The sequence below is a fragment of the Pseudomonas sp. efr-133-TYG-23 genome, assembly GCF_030209215.1.
Classification (GTDB): Bacteria; Pseudomonadota; Gammaproteobacteria; order Pseudomonadales; family Pseudomonadaceae; genus Aquipseudomonas; species Aquipseudomonas rhodesiae.
In genome coordinates, this window is sequence record NZ_JARVSL010000005.1 from 1 (window position 1) to 16,402 (window position 16,402).

Annotated in this window: 14 protein-coding genes; 3 read left to right on the forward strand and 11 right to left on the reverse strand. The window is 62.9% G+C overall.

Annotated elements, in window-relative coordinates; translation table 11 throughout:
• The 11 genes from QRN41_RS02555 to tssA all read right to left on the reverse strand — a co-directional run.
• On the reverse strand, positions 1 to 373 hold a 373-nt coding region (locus tag QRN41_RS02555; RefSeq protein WP_285421131.1), incomplete at its 3' end, for a hypothetical protein.
• A 12-nt stretch (positions 374 to 385) separates the two neighbouring features.
• The gene (locus QRN41_RS02560; RefSeq protein WP_034101512.1) at positions 386 to 820 is read right to left on the reverse strand and encodes a DcrB-related protein; all 435 of its coding nucleotides are present in this window, start codon (positions 818 to 820) and stop codon (positions 386 to 388) included.
• Between the two features lie 15 nt (positions 821 to 835).
• On the reverse strand, positions 836 to 2,776 hold the full coding sequence (locus QRN41_RS02565) for a type VI secretion system Vgr family protein (protein WP_034101511.1): 1,941 nt from the start codon (positions 2,774 to 2,776) through the stop codon (positions 836 to 838).
• A gap of 149 nt (positions 2,777 to 2,925) precedes the next feature.
• A complete protein-coding gene (tssH, locus tag QRN41_RS02570; RefSeq protein ID WP_034101510.1) occupies positions 2,926 to 5,589 on the reverse strand; it encodes a type VI secretion system ATPase TssH in 2,664 nt (887 codons plus the stop codon).
• The gene (tssG, locus tag QRN41_RS02575) at positions 5,582 to 6,625 is read right to left on the reverse strand and encodes a type VI secretion system baseplate subunit TssG (RefSeq protein WP_034101509.1); all 1,044 of its coding nucleotides are present in this window, start codon (positions 6,623 to 6,625) and stop codon (positions 5,582 to 5,584) included. Before tssG ends, tssH begins: the two co-directional genes overlap by 8 nt.
• The gene (gene tssF / locus QRN41_RS02580) at positions 6,589 to 8,448 is read right to left on the reverse strand and encodes a type VI secretion system baseplate subunit TssF (protein WP_034101508.1); all 1,860 of its coding nucleotides are present in this window, start codon (positions 8,446 to 8,448) and stop codon (positions 6,589 to 6,591) included. The genes tssG and tssF overlap by 37 nt, the downstream gene beginning before the upstream one ends.
• Entirely contained in the window at positions 8,445 to 8,960 is a 516-nt protein-coding gene (gene tssE / locus QRN41_RS02585; protein ID WP_034101768.1) for a type VI secretion system baseplate subunit TssE, read from the reverse strand. The genes tssF and tssE overlap by 4 nt, the downstream gene beginning before the upstream one ends.
• Before the next feature lie 90 nt (positions 8,961 to 9,050).
• Complete coding sequence (locus QRN41_RS02590) at positions 9,051 to 9,539, reverse strand: Hcp family type VI secretion system effector (protein ID WP_017526783.1); 489 nt, start codon at positions 9,537 to 9,539, stop codon at positions 9,051 to 9,053.
• A gap of 113 nt (positions 9,540 to 9,652) precedes the next feature.
• Complete coding sequence (gene tssC, locus QRN41_RS02595) at positions 9,653 to 11,149, reverse strand: type VI secretion system contractile sheath large subunit (RefSeq protein WP_034101507.1); 1,497 nt, start codon at positions 11,147 to 11,149, stop codon at positions 9,653 to 9,655.
• A 2-nt stretch (positions 11,150 to 11,151) separates the two neighbouring features.
• Positions 11,152 to 11,658, reverse strand: a complete 507-nt coding sequence (tssB, locus tag QRN41_RS02600) for a type VI secretion system contractile sheath small subunit (RefSeq protein ID WP_034101506.1) — start codon at positions 11,656 to 11,658, stop codon at positions 11,152 to 11,154.
• A 54-nt stretch (positions 11,659 to 11,712) separates the two neighbouring features.
• The gene (gene tssA, locus QRN41_RS02605) at positions 11,713 to 12,732 is read right to left on the reverse strand and encodes a type VI secretion system protein TssA (protein WP_285421132.1); all 1,020 of its coding nucleotides are present in this window, start codon (positions 12,730 to 12,732) and stop codon (positions 11,713 to 11,715) included.
• 394 nt (positions 12,733 to 13,126) lie between these two features.
• Here tssA and tagH point away from each other — a divergent pair, with 394 nt between their 5' ends.
• The 3 genes from tagH to tssK are packed head-to-tail and all read left to right on the forward strand — an operon-like array spanning position 13,127 to position 16,398.
• Positions 13,127 to 14,488 carry a type VI secretion system-associated FHA domain protein TagH gene (gene tagH, locus QRN41_RS02610; RefSeq protein WP_285421133.1) on the forward strand — a complete coding sequence of 454 codons (1,362 nt, stop codon included), beginning with the start codon at positions 13,127 to 13,129 and terminating at the stop codon, positions 14,486 to 14,488.
• Between the two features lie 50 nt (positions 14,489 to 14,538).
• Complete coding sequence (gene tssJ / locus QRN41_RS02615) at positions 14,539 to 15,048, forward strand: type VI secretion system lipoprotein TssJ (RefSeq protein WP_034139831.1); 510 nt, start codon at positions 14,539 to 14,541, stop codon at positions 15,046 to 15,048.
• 15 nt (positions 15,049 to 15,063) lie between these two features.
• Positions 15,064 to 16,398, forward strand: a complete 1,335-nt coding sequence (gene tssK, locus QRN41_RS02620) for a type VI secretion system baseplate subunit TssK (protein WP_034101502.1) — start codon at positions 15,064 to 15,066, stop codon at positions 16,396 to 16,398.
• The last annotated feature ends 4 nt before the right edge of the window (positions 16,399 to 16,402 follow it).

The window sequence follows — 16,402 nt, forward strand, 5'->3', positions numbered from 1 at the left end:
TGATCGCCCCGGCGGCGCGAGCGGCCGGAATGTTATTGGTCAGGGTGTTGGTGGAACCGGTGAGGATGTTCGCCTGCACCGTGGGCGGAAACAGGGCGTTGCTGAAGCTCTCGCATAAATTCGATAAGCCTTTGTCCGCGCCGGTCTTGCTCATGGCCAGGCCGACAACCGTGCCCACCACGGCGCCCAACAGGAAGCAACCGAGCCCGCCAGTGGCCACGGTAATCCCAGTGGCGGCAACCACCGCCGCCGTCGCCACCGCCGTGATCGCGATGTTGGCCGCCACTTCCAGCACCCCGCCGAGGATGTCGGCCATCATCGAAGTGTGAGAGAGTGCATCGCCCATGCGGGCCGCCCAAAGCGCGTCAGACATGCAGGCAGCTCATCAGGAAATGGCGTCGAACGACAGCGAGTTCTTGATCAGCGCCCAATGCGCCGCTTCGGCCTCCCCAAGCTTCTCGGCCTTCACATAACTCAAGGCGAGCATCTTGCGCGTGCCCGGTATCACCAGCGCCAGCTGGTATTGGAACACCTTGTCGTTGCCCTTGTTGAACTGGCTGCGCAGCTCGATGCCTTCCACTTCCTGCGCGGCGCCCAAGCGCACGTCCACGCCCGGTTGATAGCGCAGATCCTGCACCTGTTTTTCCAGGCGCTGGAGCTGGTCGTTGAAGTTGCTGTGCAGGGTTTCGCCGTCGGCCAGCTGGCTGCGGCTGACGATCAGGGATGTGCCCAGCTCAGGGAATTTGAGGATGTTGATCGTCGCATCCTGCAGCTCGCTCGCCGGCAGTTGGAACTGGAATTCGTTGATTCGGTACGTCATGGCAAACGGGTCTCGTCAGGAGCTTTTCGGCGCGGGGAACGCGGCTTTGATATTGGCGTCGATGCTGGTTTTCTGGCCCTGTCCATCGGGCGTGGCGCCAGGGCCGCCGCCGTTATTGAGGTGCAGCACGCCTTTGGTATTGATCTCGGCATCGCCGCTGGCATAGAAGCTGATGTTTACGCCGGTGAGGTTGATCTGCCCGCTGGCATTCAACTCCAGGATGCTTTCGCCGCAGACCAGGCGCAGGTTTTCGCCCACCTCGATCACATAGCTCTGGCTGATGCTGTCGGTCTTGCGCTGGCCCACCGAGAGGATGTCTTCCTGCTTGACGATGCGCAGGCGGTTGTTGCCGATGGTGACCGTCTCGTTGTGGCCAATACTCTTGTTGCGGTCGTGCCCGACGGAGTGGCTCTCATCCACCTCCACCACGATGTCCTGATTGCGCTCGGCATGGATATACAACTGCTCCAGGCCCTTCTTGTCCTCCATGCGGATTTCATTGAAGTTGGCCGGCGTGCCGCCCTTGCTGGAGCGGCTTTTCATGCCGCTCTGGGTTGCGTTCTCGGGCAGGTCGTAGGGCACGGTCTGCTCGGCGTTGTACACCCGTCCGGTGATGATCGGTCGGTCCGGGTCGCCTTCCAAAAAGCTCACAATCACTTCCTGGCCGATCCGCGGAATCTGCATCGAGCCCCAGTTCTTGCCGGCCCAGGACTGCGACACACGAATCCAGCACGAGCTGTTTTCGTTGGATTGGTCGTGACGGTCCCAATAGAAATGCACCTTTACGCGGCCGTACTGGTCGGTCCAGATTTCCTCGCCTTTGGGGCCGACCACCAGCGCGGTCTGCGGGCCTTTGACGATGGGCCGGTGAGTGGTGGCCAACGGGCGGAAGCTTTGCTGGGCGTCGATGCAGGTCAGGCTGCTTTCGAACTGCGCCGAGGCCGAACCGCCGCCGCTTTCGAGGTTTTCCTGGACGATGTAGTAGCGGATGCCAACGATCAGGTATTCGCGATTCTGGTCCTGGCGGCTGAAGCCGGTGAGGCTGAACAGATGGCCCGAACCCAGGCCGCGTGCATTGCCGGCAAACTCGATCTGTTCGTGCAGGGTTTGCAGCGCTTCGATGCGGGTACGCGCGTAGTGCTCGCCGTCTTCGCTTTGCACATAGGTGCCGGGGTAGTCGTAGAGCGGGTAGTCGCCGGCGGTATGTGGGCGCGGCATGGCCGAGCGCACGTCGATGCTGGCGCTGGGGCGCTGGAAGTCGTAGTCGTTGAGTTCCAGGGAGCCCGGCTGCACCTCCTGCGCCAAATGCCAGTTGTGCATATGGTCGCGTTCGCGCTGTTGCTCATCCTTGGGGTAGTACGGCACCGACGCGTAGCCCGGCACGGTGGTGTGGGCGCCATAGGCATCGGCCAGTACCAGCACATGGCGGTCCTGCTCATGGCGGAAGAAGTAGTAGATGCCTTCCTGTTCCATCAAACGGCTGACGAAATCGAAGCTGGTTTCGCGGTACTGCACGCAGTATTCCCACTCGCGATACGGCCGGCTAAGGGCGTCTTCGAAGTCGGAAAAGCCCAGGTCGCGGAACACCTGCTTGATGATCTGCGGGATGCTCAGGTTCTGGAAAATCCGGCAGTCCGAGGTGCGCGTGAGCAGCCAGAACCACGGGCGCAGCGTCACTTGGTAACTTGCGAACTGGCCTTGATCAATGTTCTGGCTGCACCGCGCGACGATGCCGTGGAAGTGCCGCTCGCCGCCGTCCGCCAATTGCAGGCCGACGCTCATGGGTTTGCCGAGCAACTGGTTGAGGTCGATGTTGGCGTCCAGGGACGTCAGTTGCAGCTCGTAATTGAACAGGCGCCCCAGCTCTTCACCACCGCCCATTTCATTGAGCAGCAGCACATCCGGCCCGAGGGGGCTGGTGATCTTGGCCAGGCGTGAGGCTTGGTTGAATAGCATCGAAGTACCCCAATAACTGAAGGAACCCAGTCCAAATGTGGGAGGGGGCTTGCCCCCGATAGCAGTGTGTCAGTTGATGCATGCAGTGACTGATTCACCGCTATCGGGGGCAAGCCCCCTCCCACATTTAAACCTTATTTCAACAGTCGTTATTCGGCGTCGTTGAAGTCGTAGTGCAGCTCATTATCCCGACTGCTGATCCGCACACCCGCCAGTGCCTTGCCCTCAAGCATGCGCGTGAGGAATTCACGGCTCATGTCCGGCAGCAGGCTGTTGGTAAGGATGGTGTCGATCATGCGTCCGCCGCTTTCGGTTTCGGTGCAACGCGAGACGATCAGGTCGACCACCGCGTCGTCGTAGTCGAAGGCGACTTTGTGGGTGTTCTCCACACGTTTTTTGATGCGGTTGAGCTGCAAGCGGGTGATCGCCTTGAGCATCTCGTCGCTCAGCGGGTAGTAAGGGATCGTCACCAGGCGGCCGAGCAGGGCCGGTGGGAAGATCTCCAGCAGCGGCTGGCGCAGGGCCTTGGCAATCTCCTCGGGCTCGGGGATGTTCGCCGGGTCTTTGCAGACCTGGGAAATCAGCTCGGTGCCGGCGTTGGTGGTCAGCAGAATCAAGGTGTTCTTGAAGTCGATCACCCGGCCTTCGCCGTCTTCCATTACGCCTTTGTCGAACACTTGGAAGAAAATCTCGTGCACGTCCGGGTGGGCTTTTTCCACCTCGTCCAGCAGCACCACGCTGTAGGGCTTGCGCCGTACCGCTTCGGTCAGCACACCGCCCTCGCCGTAGCCGATGTAGCCTGGTGGCGCGCCCTTGAGGGTCGACACGGTGTGGGCTTCCTGGAACTCGCTCATGTTGATGGTGATTACGTTCTGCTCACCGCCATACATGGCTTCGGCCAGGGCCAGGGCGGTTTCGGTCTTGCCCACGCCGGAGGTGCCGGCCAGCATGAATACACCGATCGGCTTGCTCGGGTTGTCGAGGCCGGCGCGAGAGGTCTGGATGCGCTTGGCGATCATCTGCAAGGCATGGTCCTGGCCGATGATGCGTTTTTTCAGGTGCTGATCCAGGTTCAGCACGGTTTCCAATTCGTTGCGCGCCATACGGCCCACCGGGATGCCGGTCCAGTCGGCGACCACCGAGGCCACGGCCTGGTAATCCACGGTCGGCAGGATCAGCGGGGTTTCGCCTTGCAGGGCGGTGAGGCGTTGTTGCAGGTCGACCAATTGAGTGCGTAATTCGTCGTTGCCACTGTCCACCACCCCGGCCTTTTCGCGCAGGGTGGCACGGGTTGCGAGCAGCTCGTCCACCAGGGCTTTCTCTTCGGCCCAACGGCTTTCGAGGGTGGCCAGGCGCTCGCGTTCGGCGGCCAACAGGGCTTCGCTGTTGCTCTGGCGCGCGCCGGTGTCAATGCCAATGGCATGCTCGCGGGCAATGATCTGCAGCTCGGTTTCCAGGGCCTCGATGCGACGGCGGCTGTCGTCCACTTCGGCCGGCACCGCGTGCAGGCTGATGGCGACACGGGCGCAGGCGGTATCCAGCAGGCTCACGGATTTGTCCGGCAACTGGCGCGCCGGAATGTAGCGGTGCGACAGCTTCACTGAGGCTTCCAGGGCTTCGTCAAGGATCTGCACCTGGTGGTGCTGTTCCATGGTCGAGGCCACGCCGCGCATCATCAGCAGGGCTTTGTCTTCGGAGGGCTCGGCCACTTGCACCACTTGGAAGCGGCGGGTCAGGGCCGGGTCTTTCTCGATGTGCTTCTTGTACTCGGCCCAGGTGGTGGCGGCCACGGTGCGCAGGGTGCCGCGGGCCAGCGCAGGCTTGAGCAGGTTGGCCGCATCGCCGGTGCCGGCGGCGCCACCAGCGCCCACCAGCGTATGGGCTTCGTCGATAAACAGGATGATCGGCTTGGGCGAAGCCTGCACGTCTTCAATCACCTGGCGCAGGCGCTGTTCGAACTCGCCTTTCATGCTGGCGCCGGCTTGCAGCAAGCCCACATCCAGGCTGCGCAGTTCCACATCCTTGAGCGACGGCGGCACATCGCCGGCGACGATGCGCAGGGCAAACCCTTCGACCACGGCGGTTTTACCCACCCCGGCTTCACCGGTGAGGATCGGGTTGTTCTGGCGCCGACGCATGAGGATGTCGACCAATTGGCGGATCTCTTCGTCACGCCCCACGATCGGGTCGAGCTTGCCGCTGCGCGCCTGTTCGGTCAGGTCCACAGTGAAGCGCTTGAGGGCTTCCTGCTTGCCCATTGCGCTGGGCGCCATGGCGCCGCTGGCTTCGCCCGGAACGGCGCCGGCGTTGAAACCGTCGCTGGCGGTCAAGGCGTTTTCCGGCGAGTCGCCGACGTATTCGTCAAAACGCTCGCTCAGGGCCTCGGCCTTGATCTTGTCGAACTCGCCGGACAAGCCCAACAACGCATGGCGCAGGCTCGGGGTCTTGAGAATGCCCAGCACCAGATAACCGGTGCGCACCTGGCTTTCGCCGAACATCAGGCTGCCGTAGACCCAGCCACGTTCCACTGCTTCTTCTACGTGGGACGACAGGTCGGTGATGGAAGTCGAGCCGCGCGGCAGACGGTCCAAGGCTTCGGTCAGGTCGCGGGCCAGGCGCGCCGGCTCGACGTTGAACTGGCGGATGATGCGGTGCAGGTCCGAGTCCTGCAGTTGCAGCAACTGGTGGAACCAGTGGGCCAGTTCCACGTAAGGATTGCCCCGCAACTTGCAGAACACGGTGGCGGCTTCGATGGCTTTGTAGGCCACGCTGTTGAGTTTGCCGAACAGTGCGGCGCGACTGATTTCACCCATGCTCTGGATTCCTTGAGGTGGTGGCTTGATCGGCGTAATGCCGGGCCAGGATTAGGTCGTTGGCGTCGTGCGCAGGTTGGCCGAGCCACGTGTTGAAGCCCAGGCGAAACTGGCCGTTAAGCCGCAGCGCCGGTACTTCGGGTTGTTGCAGGACCAGGTTCAAGTCCCAGTCCAATTCGTGGCCCAGATACTCGGCTACCCACGCCACCAGTTCGTTGAACGGCTGGTGGCCGGGCAGCATGCCCATGTAGTCATCGAGCGTGAGCGGGCCCAGGCGGATACGGAATTTATGCTGGCGGTCCCACACATGGCTGCCCAGGCACAGGTCCACGCCCAGCCGGTTGGCGTTGACGCCCACGCGGCTGCGTTCGGGCAGTTCGAGCCATTGGCCGACGTATTCCTCGATCTCTACCGGCAGGCCGAAGTACTCGCTGAGGATGGCTTTGAGACCGTCCGGATAGCGGGTCTGTGCCGACAGGTGGCCGCTGTAATGCAGCTTGGCCGTGTCGGGAATCAGCCCCTGGTTGAGCAGGCTCGGCATGCCGCGACCGCTCAACGCGGCGAGGCGCGCGGACCAGTAGTCATCGTCGGGGCGGTCGTGGCTGACCGTCGGCCGCGCCTCGGCCCAGGCTCGGTAGAACAGGCTGAGCAGACGGTGGTGGAACACGTCCAGAAACTGTTTGCTGGTGCTGTCGGCGTTGTTGCGTTGACGCTCGCGCACGTATTCGGTGATGTGCAACGGCAGCGGGCCGTTGGGGCCGCCCAGGCCGAAGAAGAACTGCTCCAGCCGCGCCGGCCGGCCGTCACCGCCAGGCTCCAGCGACGCCAGGGTGGCCGGGGCGAACGTGCAGTCGGCCTGTTGCCCGAGGCGCAACGGGTCGTCCGCCAGGCGCAGGGAATGGCCCAGGCGCGGCAGCTGCGGCGACTCGCATTCGATGCGCCGCAGGGCCTGGAAGAAATCGTATTCCCAGGGCTCCTGGTGCATCGCTTCCAGGGTACTCACAGGGTCGGACGACGTCCGGGCTTGGCTTTCCATCGCATGATCTCGCCGCGTTCGGTGGTACGGATCACCGTCTCGGTAAAGCTGTTGATCGACACGTAACGTGCCAGGAAGCGTTCCAACACCGCACCGAGCAGGAACACGCCGGTGCCGCGAAACGCGTTTTCATCGAATTCCAAGGTGATTTCCAGGCCCCGGCCAAACACGATCGGGCCGGGCATCGGCAGGCGCCGGGTCACGGCTTTACTGCTGACTTCGCGCAAACCCTCGATCTGCAATTGCAGCGCGGCATCGTTGCTGTCGCCATACAGCCGCAGCAGCTCGCGCAAGGCGCCGGCGCCCTGGCCCTGTTCGCTCAGGGACAGGTAATTGAGCGACAGCTGGCTGATCAGGCGCCAAGCCTTGGCGTCATGGGCATGGCTGGCGCGCGGGCGGCTCGGGCCGGCTACGCAGCGCACGGCCAGCACCGGGGCGCTGTCGGCCAGGGTGAAGTCGGTCTTGCCATTGCCCACGCTCATGAACAGCGGCAGATCGCGGTTGGTGCACAGGGCGGTTACGCCGAGTTGGCGCAGGTCGTGACGGTACGGCGCTTGCTGGCTGTCCACCAGGCTCACAAAGGTTTCGCTGCCCACGTAGGTGGAGCGCGGGCCGTTGCGGCGTTGGTCGCTGGACAGCACGCGAGGCTCGCGGCGCACCGTGTAGTAGGCCTTGTCCCGCCCGTAGCGCGACGGGTCGCGCACCGCGTAGAACGGCAGAAACGGCTGCTCCGGTCCGGTGCCATGGCCGGTCAGGCCGGTGAGGGAATGCACCTCGAAATCCATCGGCCGGGTGCGGTCGGCGATCACATGGTGTTCATTGACGCGGTCGGACAGGTGAATACGGTCCAGGCGTTTGGGGAACAGGTTGATCGCCGGGGTGCAGAACGGCAGGAACTGCGCCGCGCCGACACTGCCTTCCAGGCTCGGCTCGTGACGGTCGAACAGCACGATCAATTCCAGCTCCTGGCCGTCGCAGCGCTTGACCGCCCGGCTCAGCTCGGCGAACTCCACGAACAGGAACCGCTGGGGCAGGGCGAAGTATTCCTGCAACAACCGATAACCCTGGAACGCCCGCGCCACTACCGGCATGGCCGCGTCCGCGTCGTCGAACCCGCGTGAACGCAGTGCGTCTTGCGGTAGGCGCTCGACCCAATCGCCACCGGGCTTGCGCGCGAACACCGCGCAGGCGTTGCCCAGCAGTTGCTCGTAAAGGCGGAACGGTTGCTCGTCGGCGCCGCTGAGGTACAGCGGCAGGCTGTCCAGATCGAGGCTGTTGAATGGCAGCTCGGCGCCGGTGCGCAGGGTCAGGCGCAGGCCGGCCTTGGCCTTCGGTTCGCTGGCGGCCAGGCGCCCGAGTACGGTGGCCGGGTTGCCGAAGTACTCGGCATTGCTCACCTGCAGCGGCCACAGCGTCACCGGGTGCGCGGTGCGGTACTCGCAGCAGGTTTGGGTCTCGCGGCCGAGGGCGGCGCGCAGGACGGTGTCGCGCGGCAACGGGAAACCGCCGACCAGCGAACCTTCGTCGGGGTCGGTCTGCAATTGCACCACGGTCATCGACGGCGTCGGCGCCAGGTAATGCGGGTAGGCGATTTCCAGCAAATTGTGGGTGAAGGTCGGGTACTCGGCGTCGAGCTTGAGCTGCACGCGGGCGGTCAGGTAGGCAAAGCCTTCGAGCAGGCGTTCGACGTACGGGTCGGCGCAGTCCATACCGGACAGGGTCAGCCGACTGGCGATCTTCGGGTATTCCTTGGCGAACTCGGCGGCGCTTTCGCGCACGTGGTGCAGTTCCTGGTTGTACAGCTCCAGCAGGCGCGGGTTCATAAGCGCCTCCGTTGGTCAGCGTTGACCACGCGCACATGGCCGGATTCCAGGTCCAGGTCGGTTTGCAGCAGCAGGCGCAACGGCACCGGCTGTGCCCACAGGTCGCCTTCGATCTCGAAGCTCAAGGCGTTGTGGTTCATCTCGCCGTGGCCGACCCGGGCTTTGACGCGCAGGGTGTGGCGCAGGATGCGCGGCTCGAAGGTGGCGATGGCCTGATAGATCAGGGCCTCCAGCGCTTTGATGTCCACGCTGGACACGCTGTTGCCCGCCAGCGCCGGCAGGCCGTAATTGATCACCGACGTACCGGCCGGGGTGTGCAGCGTCGCATCGGCATCAAGCAACGACGTGGTATTGAGCAGCCACGCCAGGTCACGCAGCACCGAGGCTTTCAATTGGGTCAGGGACAGCACGCGTTTGTCGGCGCTTTCCTTGGGATTGGTTGGGTCTTCGTCGGTCAACCGGTCCAACAGGGACGGTTGCAGACGGTCGCGGGAAGCGATTTCAGTTACCACCAAAGCAGCTCCACGGACGGATTGCGAGAGGAACAAGAGGCTGCGCTTGAGACCGTAGTGCCGTGGCGCAGGGCCACGGCACCAGGGCTATCAGCGCTTGGTGTTGGAACGGATGTTCCAGCCAAACTTGACCGCGCCGCCGTCTTTGGTGCCGTCGGCTTTCTGCGGCTGGTAGTCCACCATCACTTGGGCGAAGTTCAGGGTGACGTTCTCGGTCAGACGGTCATCGGTGCCCGAACCGCCGGTGCTCAGCGACGTCACCAACACTTCTTCCAGGTTGATCACCATGTACTCGACCTGGCTTTCACCACCGGCTTTGCGCACGGTCAGCTTGACCTTGTCGATGTGCTTGCCGCTGGCGCACAGCATCATCAGGTTAGGCGACGCTTTGTCGACGTACTTGGTCAGCGACAGGTCCTGGATGTTCACCTTGCCCGCACCGCCGCCACCGCCAACGTGCATGTTGCCGGACTGGGACATGCCCCAGCTCCAGTTCAGCACGTCGATTTCGTCTTTGTGGGCTTTGTCCATGGACTCGCCCTTGATGTCGCCGATCTTGATGAAAATATCAACAGCCATGTTTTCTCCCTGTGTGGCGCTTGCCACTGATATTTGAGTCACTCCAAATGGGCAGTGCTTTTGTGTGAGAGGGGGCACACCCCCTCCTACACGAGAGCCGGCTCATCTGTGGTTTAGGCGCTTTTCGCCGAAGGCAGCTTCGACACCAGACGCAACGACACGGTCAGCCCTTCGAGCTGGTAGTGCGGGCGCAGGTAGAACTTGGAGTTGTAGTAACCCGGGTTGCCTTCCACTTCTTCCACGATCACCTCGGCGGCCGCCAACGGGTGCTGGGCCTTGGTGGTTTCGGTGGAGTGCGCCGGATCGCCGTCCACGTAGTTGAGGATCCAGTCCTGCAACCAGCGCTGCATCTCGTCCTTCTCTTTGAAGGAACCGATCTTGTCGCGCACGATGCACTTCAAGTAGTGGGCGAAACGGCAGGTGGCGAACAGGTACGGCAGGCGCGCGGCCAGGTTGGCGTTGGCGGTGGCGTCCGGATCGTCGTATTCGGCGGGTTTCTGCAACGATTGCGCGCCGATGAAGGCAGCGAAATCGGTGTTTTTCTTGTGCAGCAGCGGCATGAAACCGTTCTTCGCCAGCTCCGCTTCGCGACGGTCGCTGATAGCGATCTCGGTCGGGCACTTCATGTCCACGCCACCATCGTCGGTAGGGAACGTGTGGGCCGGCAGGTTTTCCACTTCACCGCCGGACTCCACGCCACGGATGCGCGAGCACCAGCCGTAGTGTTTGAACGAACGGTTGATGTTCACCGCCATCGCGTAAGCGGCGTTGGCCCAGGTGTACTTGGAGCTGTCGGCGCCGTCGGTGTTTTCTTCGAACGCGAAGGCTTCCACCGGATCGGTCTTGGCGCCATACGGCAGGCGCGCCAGGAAGCGCGGCATGGTCAGGCCGATGTAGCGCGAGTCTTCCGATTCACGCAACGAACGCCAGCCGGCGTATTCCGGGGTGGTGAAGATCTTGGTCAGGTCGCGCGGGTTCGACAGTTCCTGCCACGAGCCCATGCCCATCACGGTCGGCGATGCCGCAGCGATGAAGGGGGAGTGCATGGCGGCGCAGACTTTCGACAACTCGCCCAGCAGTTCGACGTCCGGTGGCGACTGGTCGAAGTAGTAGTCGCCCACCAGGCAGCCGTACGGCTCGCCGCCGAACTGGCCGTATTCTTCTTCGTACATCTTCTTGAAGATCGGGCTCTGGTCCCACGCGGTGCCCTTGAATTTCTTCAGGGTCTTGTGCAGGTCCGGCTTGGAGATATTGAGCACACGGATCTTGAGCTGCTCATCGGTCTCGGTGTTGTTGACCAAGTAGTGCAGGCCACGCCAGGCGCTTTCCAGCTGCTGGAAGTCCGGGTGGTGGATGATCTGGTTGACCTGGGCGGTCAACTTGGCGTCGATGGCAGCGATGATCGATTCGATCGACTTGATCGCGTCGTTGGACACCAGATCGGTCTGCGCCAGGGCTTGTTCGGCCAAGGTGCGCACGGCGGTTTCCACGGCTTCGCGGGCACGTTCGGTCTTGGGCTTGAATTCCTGCATCAGCAAGGATGCGAATTCGCTGGTTTCTTCAGTGGCGCCCAGGCTCTGGACGCCTTCGCGTGCGGTGTTGTCGGTCATGATTACTGATCCCCTGCAGGCTTCGGCGCGCTGGCAAGTGCCTGAAGCAGTGCCGGGTCCTTGATTGCCTTCATGATGATTTCTTCAGCGCCGGTCTTGCCGTCCATGTAGGTCAGCAGGTTGGCCAGCTGGGTGCGGGCTTCGAGCAACTGGTTCAGCGCATCGACCTTGCGGGCCACGGCGGCCGGGCTGAAGTCGTCCATGCTTTCGAAGGTCATGTCCAGGCTCAGGTTGCCTTCGCCGGTCAGTTCGTTCGGCACATGGAATGCCACGCGCGGCTGCATGGCCTTGAGGCGCGAGTCGAAGTTGTCGACATCCACTTCAAGGAACTTGCGGTCGGCCACGGGCGCCAGCGGCTCGGCAGGCTTGCCGGCGAGGTCGGCCATCACACCCATCACGAAGGGCAGCTGGACCTTTTTCTCGGCGCCGTAGAGCTCGACGTCGTACTCGATCTGCACTCGAGGCGCGCGGTTGCGCGCGATGAATTTCTGAGAACTTTGCTTCGCCACGTTGCTGCTCCTGGTCGCTTGAGCGACGGTGTTGTTACTGCACAGCCGGGCGGCTTACTCGCCGTCCGGGCCGCGCAGGTTTTCAAATTGGGACATGCCGTCGGGGATCAGGTTGCGCACGATCGCTTCGAAATCGGCATGAACCAGATTTTTGGCCCGGTTCAACAACACCGGCAGCGGGCTCGAAGGCTCGTGCCGGGTGTAATACGCAAGGATTTTGTCGAGGCTGCGCAGCACGTCGTCGCGGTTGGCGATATCGCCAACCGGGCGTGGCGCCGCTGGGGCAGGGGCGAAGTCGACCGAGGGGGCATTGTCTTCACTGACGGCCTCGGGTTCGCTGCTGCTGTCGGTACCGGGTACCGCCTGATTGAGGACTTGCAGCGCTTGCTTGAGTGGCTGCTTCAATGCGCTCAGGTCCACGCCCTGGGCGGAACCGACTTGTTCGTTGACCTGTTGTTCAATGGCTTCGCAGGCTGCCCGCGCGGTGCTCAAGGCGTCGCGGGTGGCTTGCAGGTGGTCGGGGTCGCTGTCGAGGAACGCCGCGTTGAGCTGCTGGGCGCCCAGTTGTTCATCCGGAAAGTGCATCAGCCCGCTGGCATTGAGCGCGGCGCGCAGGCTCACGGGGCCGAAGGTGCGCGAGCGCGTGAGGATGCTTTCGCGCAGCAGGCGAATGGTCGCGTCGCTGGTCAGGCCGGCCAGTGCATTGATGCGCACGGTGGGGTCGTTATCGTCGTCGGCGTCCAGGCGCGGGTGCAAGTCGGCCCAGTATTCGCGCAGCAGTGCGTCGATCAGCGTGAGGACTTCGGCCAGACCGGCCACGCCCTGCAGGGCCAGGGAACTTTGCAATAGAAAATGGGTGATGCGCAGGTCTTTGCTGCGCTGCAGCAAGTCGAGGCTCTGCTGCTGGATGCTGCGCCATTCCGGCGGTTCGGCGGGCAGAATGGCATCGCCCATGCTGCGCTCGGGTTGGCCCTTGGCATCACGCTCTAGCTGGAGAAAATCCGCGTCATATTCCATGTCTTCGCCACATGGCGAGTTCGCGGAAACGGCGGCGAGCAGCAAAGGCACATCCACTGAAATCGATCTCCCTATCGGCCCGTTAAATGCCGGGCAATTCATGCATTAGTTGCGCGAGGAACTTTGCATGTTTTCTTGGTCATATAAGCACACTGCTATTAATGTGCCATCACTGGTGTTCAAGAAGTTGTGCATTTTTGGTGTAGTACTTATGCCTTGTCAAGGTAAGCTATTCGCCCTCTGTGACAGATGTGCGGTGCTTAACAACCTGTACGACTGATGGGTCGAAGCACGTACCGAGGCAGGATTTTTGTCATGCGGCCCAGTTAAGATCAGCGATCATGCTGGCAACTGCGGGTTGTGAAGGGTCGATTGCACGACCTGATGGGGATTTCCCGGCAATGTTCGGCCCGGGAATCGACCGCGCGCGAAGTATCAGCAAGGAGGCAAGATGTCGCTGTGTTTGACTATCACTAGTTATCACAAGATTACCCCCGGGCAATGTCCCGAAAAGTCCATGAATCAGGGCTCGATGGCGATCGGCCGCAGCTCGGATAATGACTGGGTATTGCCTGATCCCGAGCGCCTCGTGTCGTCCCAACATTGCGTTATTCAATACAAAGACGGCCGTTATTATTTAACCGATAACAGTACAAACGGTGTGGAGTTGGTTAACGCCGGTATTCGTATGCGCCGTGGCAATAGCGAACCTCTGCAGGACGGCGAGCTGATCCGCATCGGCGACTACGAAATCCAGGCACGCATTGATTTCAGCGTGCAAGCGGTTGAAAGCCAACCCTTTGCCGGTGAGTCGCCGAACAGCTTCGAAGCGCTGATGGGGGCCGTCGCCAGCCCCTCGGTGCCTGCGCCCATGCCGACCCCGGTGATCGCGCCGCAGTTCCAGGGCGCCTCGTCGATGGACACGCTGCCGGACCTGTTTGACTTCCTCAGCCCCACCGCCGTGCCGCCGCCCACCGTGGCCGACCACGTCCCCAGCGAACAACACGATTTCCGCCCGCCGACGCCGGTCAGTATGCCGGTGGCCGAACCGCCGCTGGTGTCCGCTTCGGTGATCCCCGAAGACTGGGACCTGCTCAGCGACGCGCCGCCGCCGATTATCAGCGCGCCGGCACCGGCACCGATGCCATCACCGCCACCGCCGTCACCGCCGCTGACTCCGTCCGCCCCTGCGCCCGACGTAGCACCGCCGGTGGCCAGCGCCGGGCAGCCGGACCTGCTGCAAGCCTTCCTTCGTGGCGCTGGCCTGGACCAGCTGCGCCTGGACAAGGCCGACGCTTGCGCGCAGATGGAAAGCATCGGCCGCAGCTACCGGCTGATGGTCGAAGGTCTGATCGATGTCCTGCGCGCCCGGGCCAGCCTCAAGGGCGAGTTCCGCATGCAGCAGACCATGATCCAGCCGGCTGAAAACAATCCGTTGAAATTCGCACCGAATGCCGATGAAGCGTTACTGCTGTTGCTGCGTCACGGCAACCAAGCGTTTATGGCGCCGGATGTCGCCGTGCGGGAAAGTTTCGACGACCTGCGCGCCCACCAGTTGGCGGTGATGGCGGGTGTAGAAGCGGCGATCAAACACCTGCTCAAGCGCTTCGAACCGGCGCAACTCGAAGAGCGCATGGGCAAGCCCGGCGGGCTCTCGGGTATTTTCAGCGGTTCGCGCCAGGCCCAGTACTGGCAGCAGTTCACCGAGCTTTACAGCAATATTTCCCGTGAGGCCCAGGAGGATTTCCAGGACCTGTTCGGCCGCGAATTCAGCCGGGCCTACGAAGAACACAGCGCCCGACAGCGGCGCTGACCGCCACACACGGATTAACGGATAGCTAAGTACGTCATTGAGGACGCAGGATGATTCCCAGGTTTTTACTCGCAGTCGCCACCGCGCTGCTGCTGACGGCGTGTGCCAAAGATGCCGCCAAACCCGACACCGCCGCCGAGGCTGACGCCGATACCGCGGCGGTCGAGCTGCACTTCCATGCGATTGCAGGGCTCAACCCCGGCGCCAATGGCCAGGCCGCGCCGGTACGGGTGCGGATTTTCGAACTGAAGAACGCCGCCACCTTTGCCCGTTCCGACTATTTCTCCCTGGCCGACCGCGCGCAATCGACCCTGGGCCTGGACCTGCTGGACCAGGACGAAGTGACGGTCCAGCCCGGCCAGCAGTTGAGCATTCAGCGCGACCTCGACCCGTCCACACGCCAGATCGGTTTGCTGGTGGGCTACCGCGAACTCGACCGCGCGCAGTGGCGCACGGTGATCAACGTGCCGGCGCGTCAGTACACCGAATACCAGATCAGCCTCGATGTGCGTGCGGTGCGCGCCGACGTCGTGGTTACCCCATCCAGCCCTGCCCAATAAGCAATCGGAGCCCCCATGTCCTGGAACAATCGCGTGGTCTGGTCGGAAGGCATGTTCATCGGAACGCAGCACTTCCAGCAGCATGACCGTTACCTGGAAAACCTGATCGACGCCCGCAGCCGCCCGTTGTCCGCCGGTGCCTGGGGCTTTTCCGAGTTGCTGATCGACCAGGGCCTGTTGGCCCAGGGCAAGCTGGCCATCGTCACGGCGCGGGGCCTGTTGCCTGACGGCACGCCGTTCAATATCCCTCAGGACGACCTGGCGCCGAGCCCGCTGAACATCGATGACAGCCTGCGTGACGGCCTGGTGTACCTGGCCCTGCCGCTCAAGCGTGCCGGCGTGCGCGACACCGTCGACGAAGGCGAGGCCCTGGAAGCCGCACGTTACGTGAGCCAAGTGCGTGAAGTGCGCGACGACAACGCGCCGTTCGAAAACCGCGCGCCGGTGGCCGTAGGCTCTCGCGCTTTGCGCCTGTTGACCGCCCAGGATGGCATCAGTGATTACGCGGCCATCGGTGTGGTACGCATCAAGGAAAAACGCGCCGACCGCGCGCTGGTGCTCGACGACAGCTACATCCCGCCCGTGCTGGACGTGGCCGCAAGCAAACCGCTGACGGCATTTCGCAGCGAACTGCTGGGCCTGTTGCACCAGCGTGGCGAAGCTCTGGCCGGCCGCGTGGTGGCCTCGGGCGCTGGCGGCGCGTCGGAAATCGCCGACTTCATGCTGCTGCAACTGGTCAACCGCGCCCAGCCGCTGATCCAGCATTTCAGCCAGTTGAGCCCGCTGCACCCGGAGCGTTTCTTCAGTGAACTGGTCAGCCTGGCTGGGGAGTTTTCCACGTTCTCCACCTCGGGCCGGCGCCCTCAGGAATACCCGCAGTACCAGCACGACGACCTGGCCGTGAGCTTCGCCCCGGTGATGGCGGCGTTGCGCGAGGCGCTGTCGATGCTGATCGACAGCAAAGCCACGCCGATCCCGATTGTGGAAAAAGCCTACGGCATCCACGTGGCGATGCTGGCCGACAAGACCCTGCTCGACAACGCCAGTTTCATCCTGGTGGTACGTGCCGATGTGCCTGGCGAAACCCTGCGCGCGCGCTTCGGCCAGCAGAGCAAAGTGGGTTCGGTGGAGCACATCCGCGACATGGTCAACCTGCAACTGCCGGGCATCGGCCTGGTGCCGTTGCCGGTGGCGCCGCGCCAACTGCCGTACCACGCGGGCTCGACCTATTACGAACTGGACCGGGGCAGCGAGCACTGGCAGCAACTGAGCAATTCCGGTGGTTTTGCTTTCCATATCGCCGGGCAATTCCCGGGCTTGAACCTGGCCTTCTGGGCGATCCGAGGATAATCCG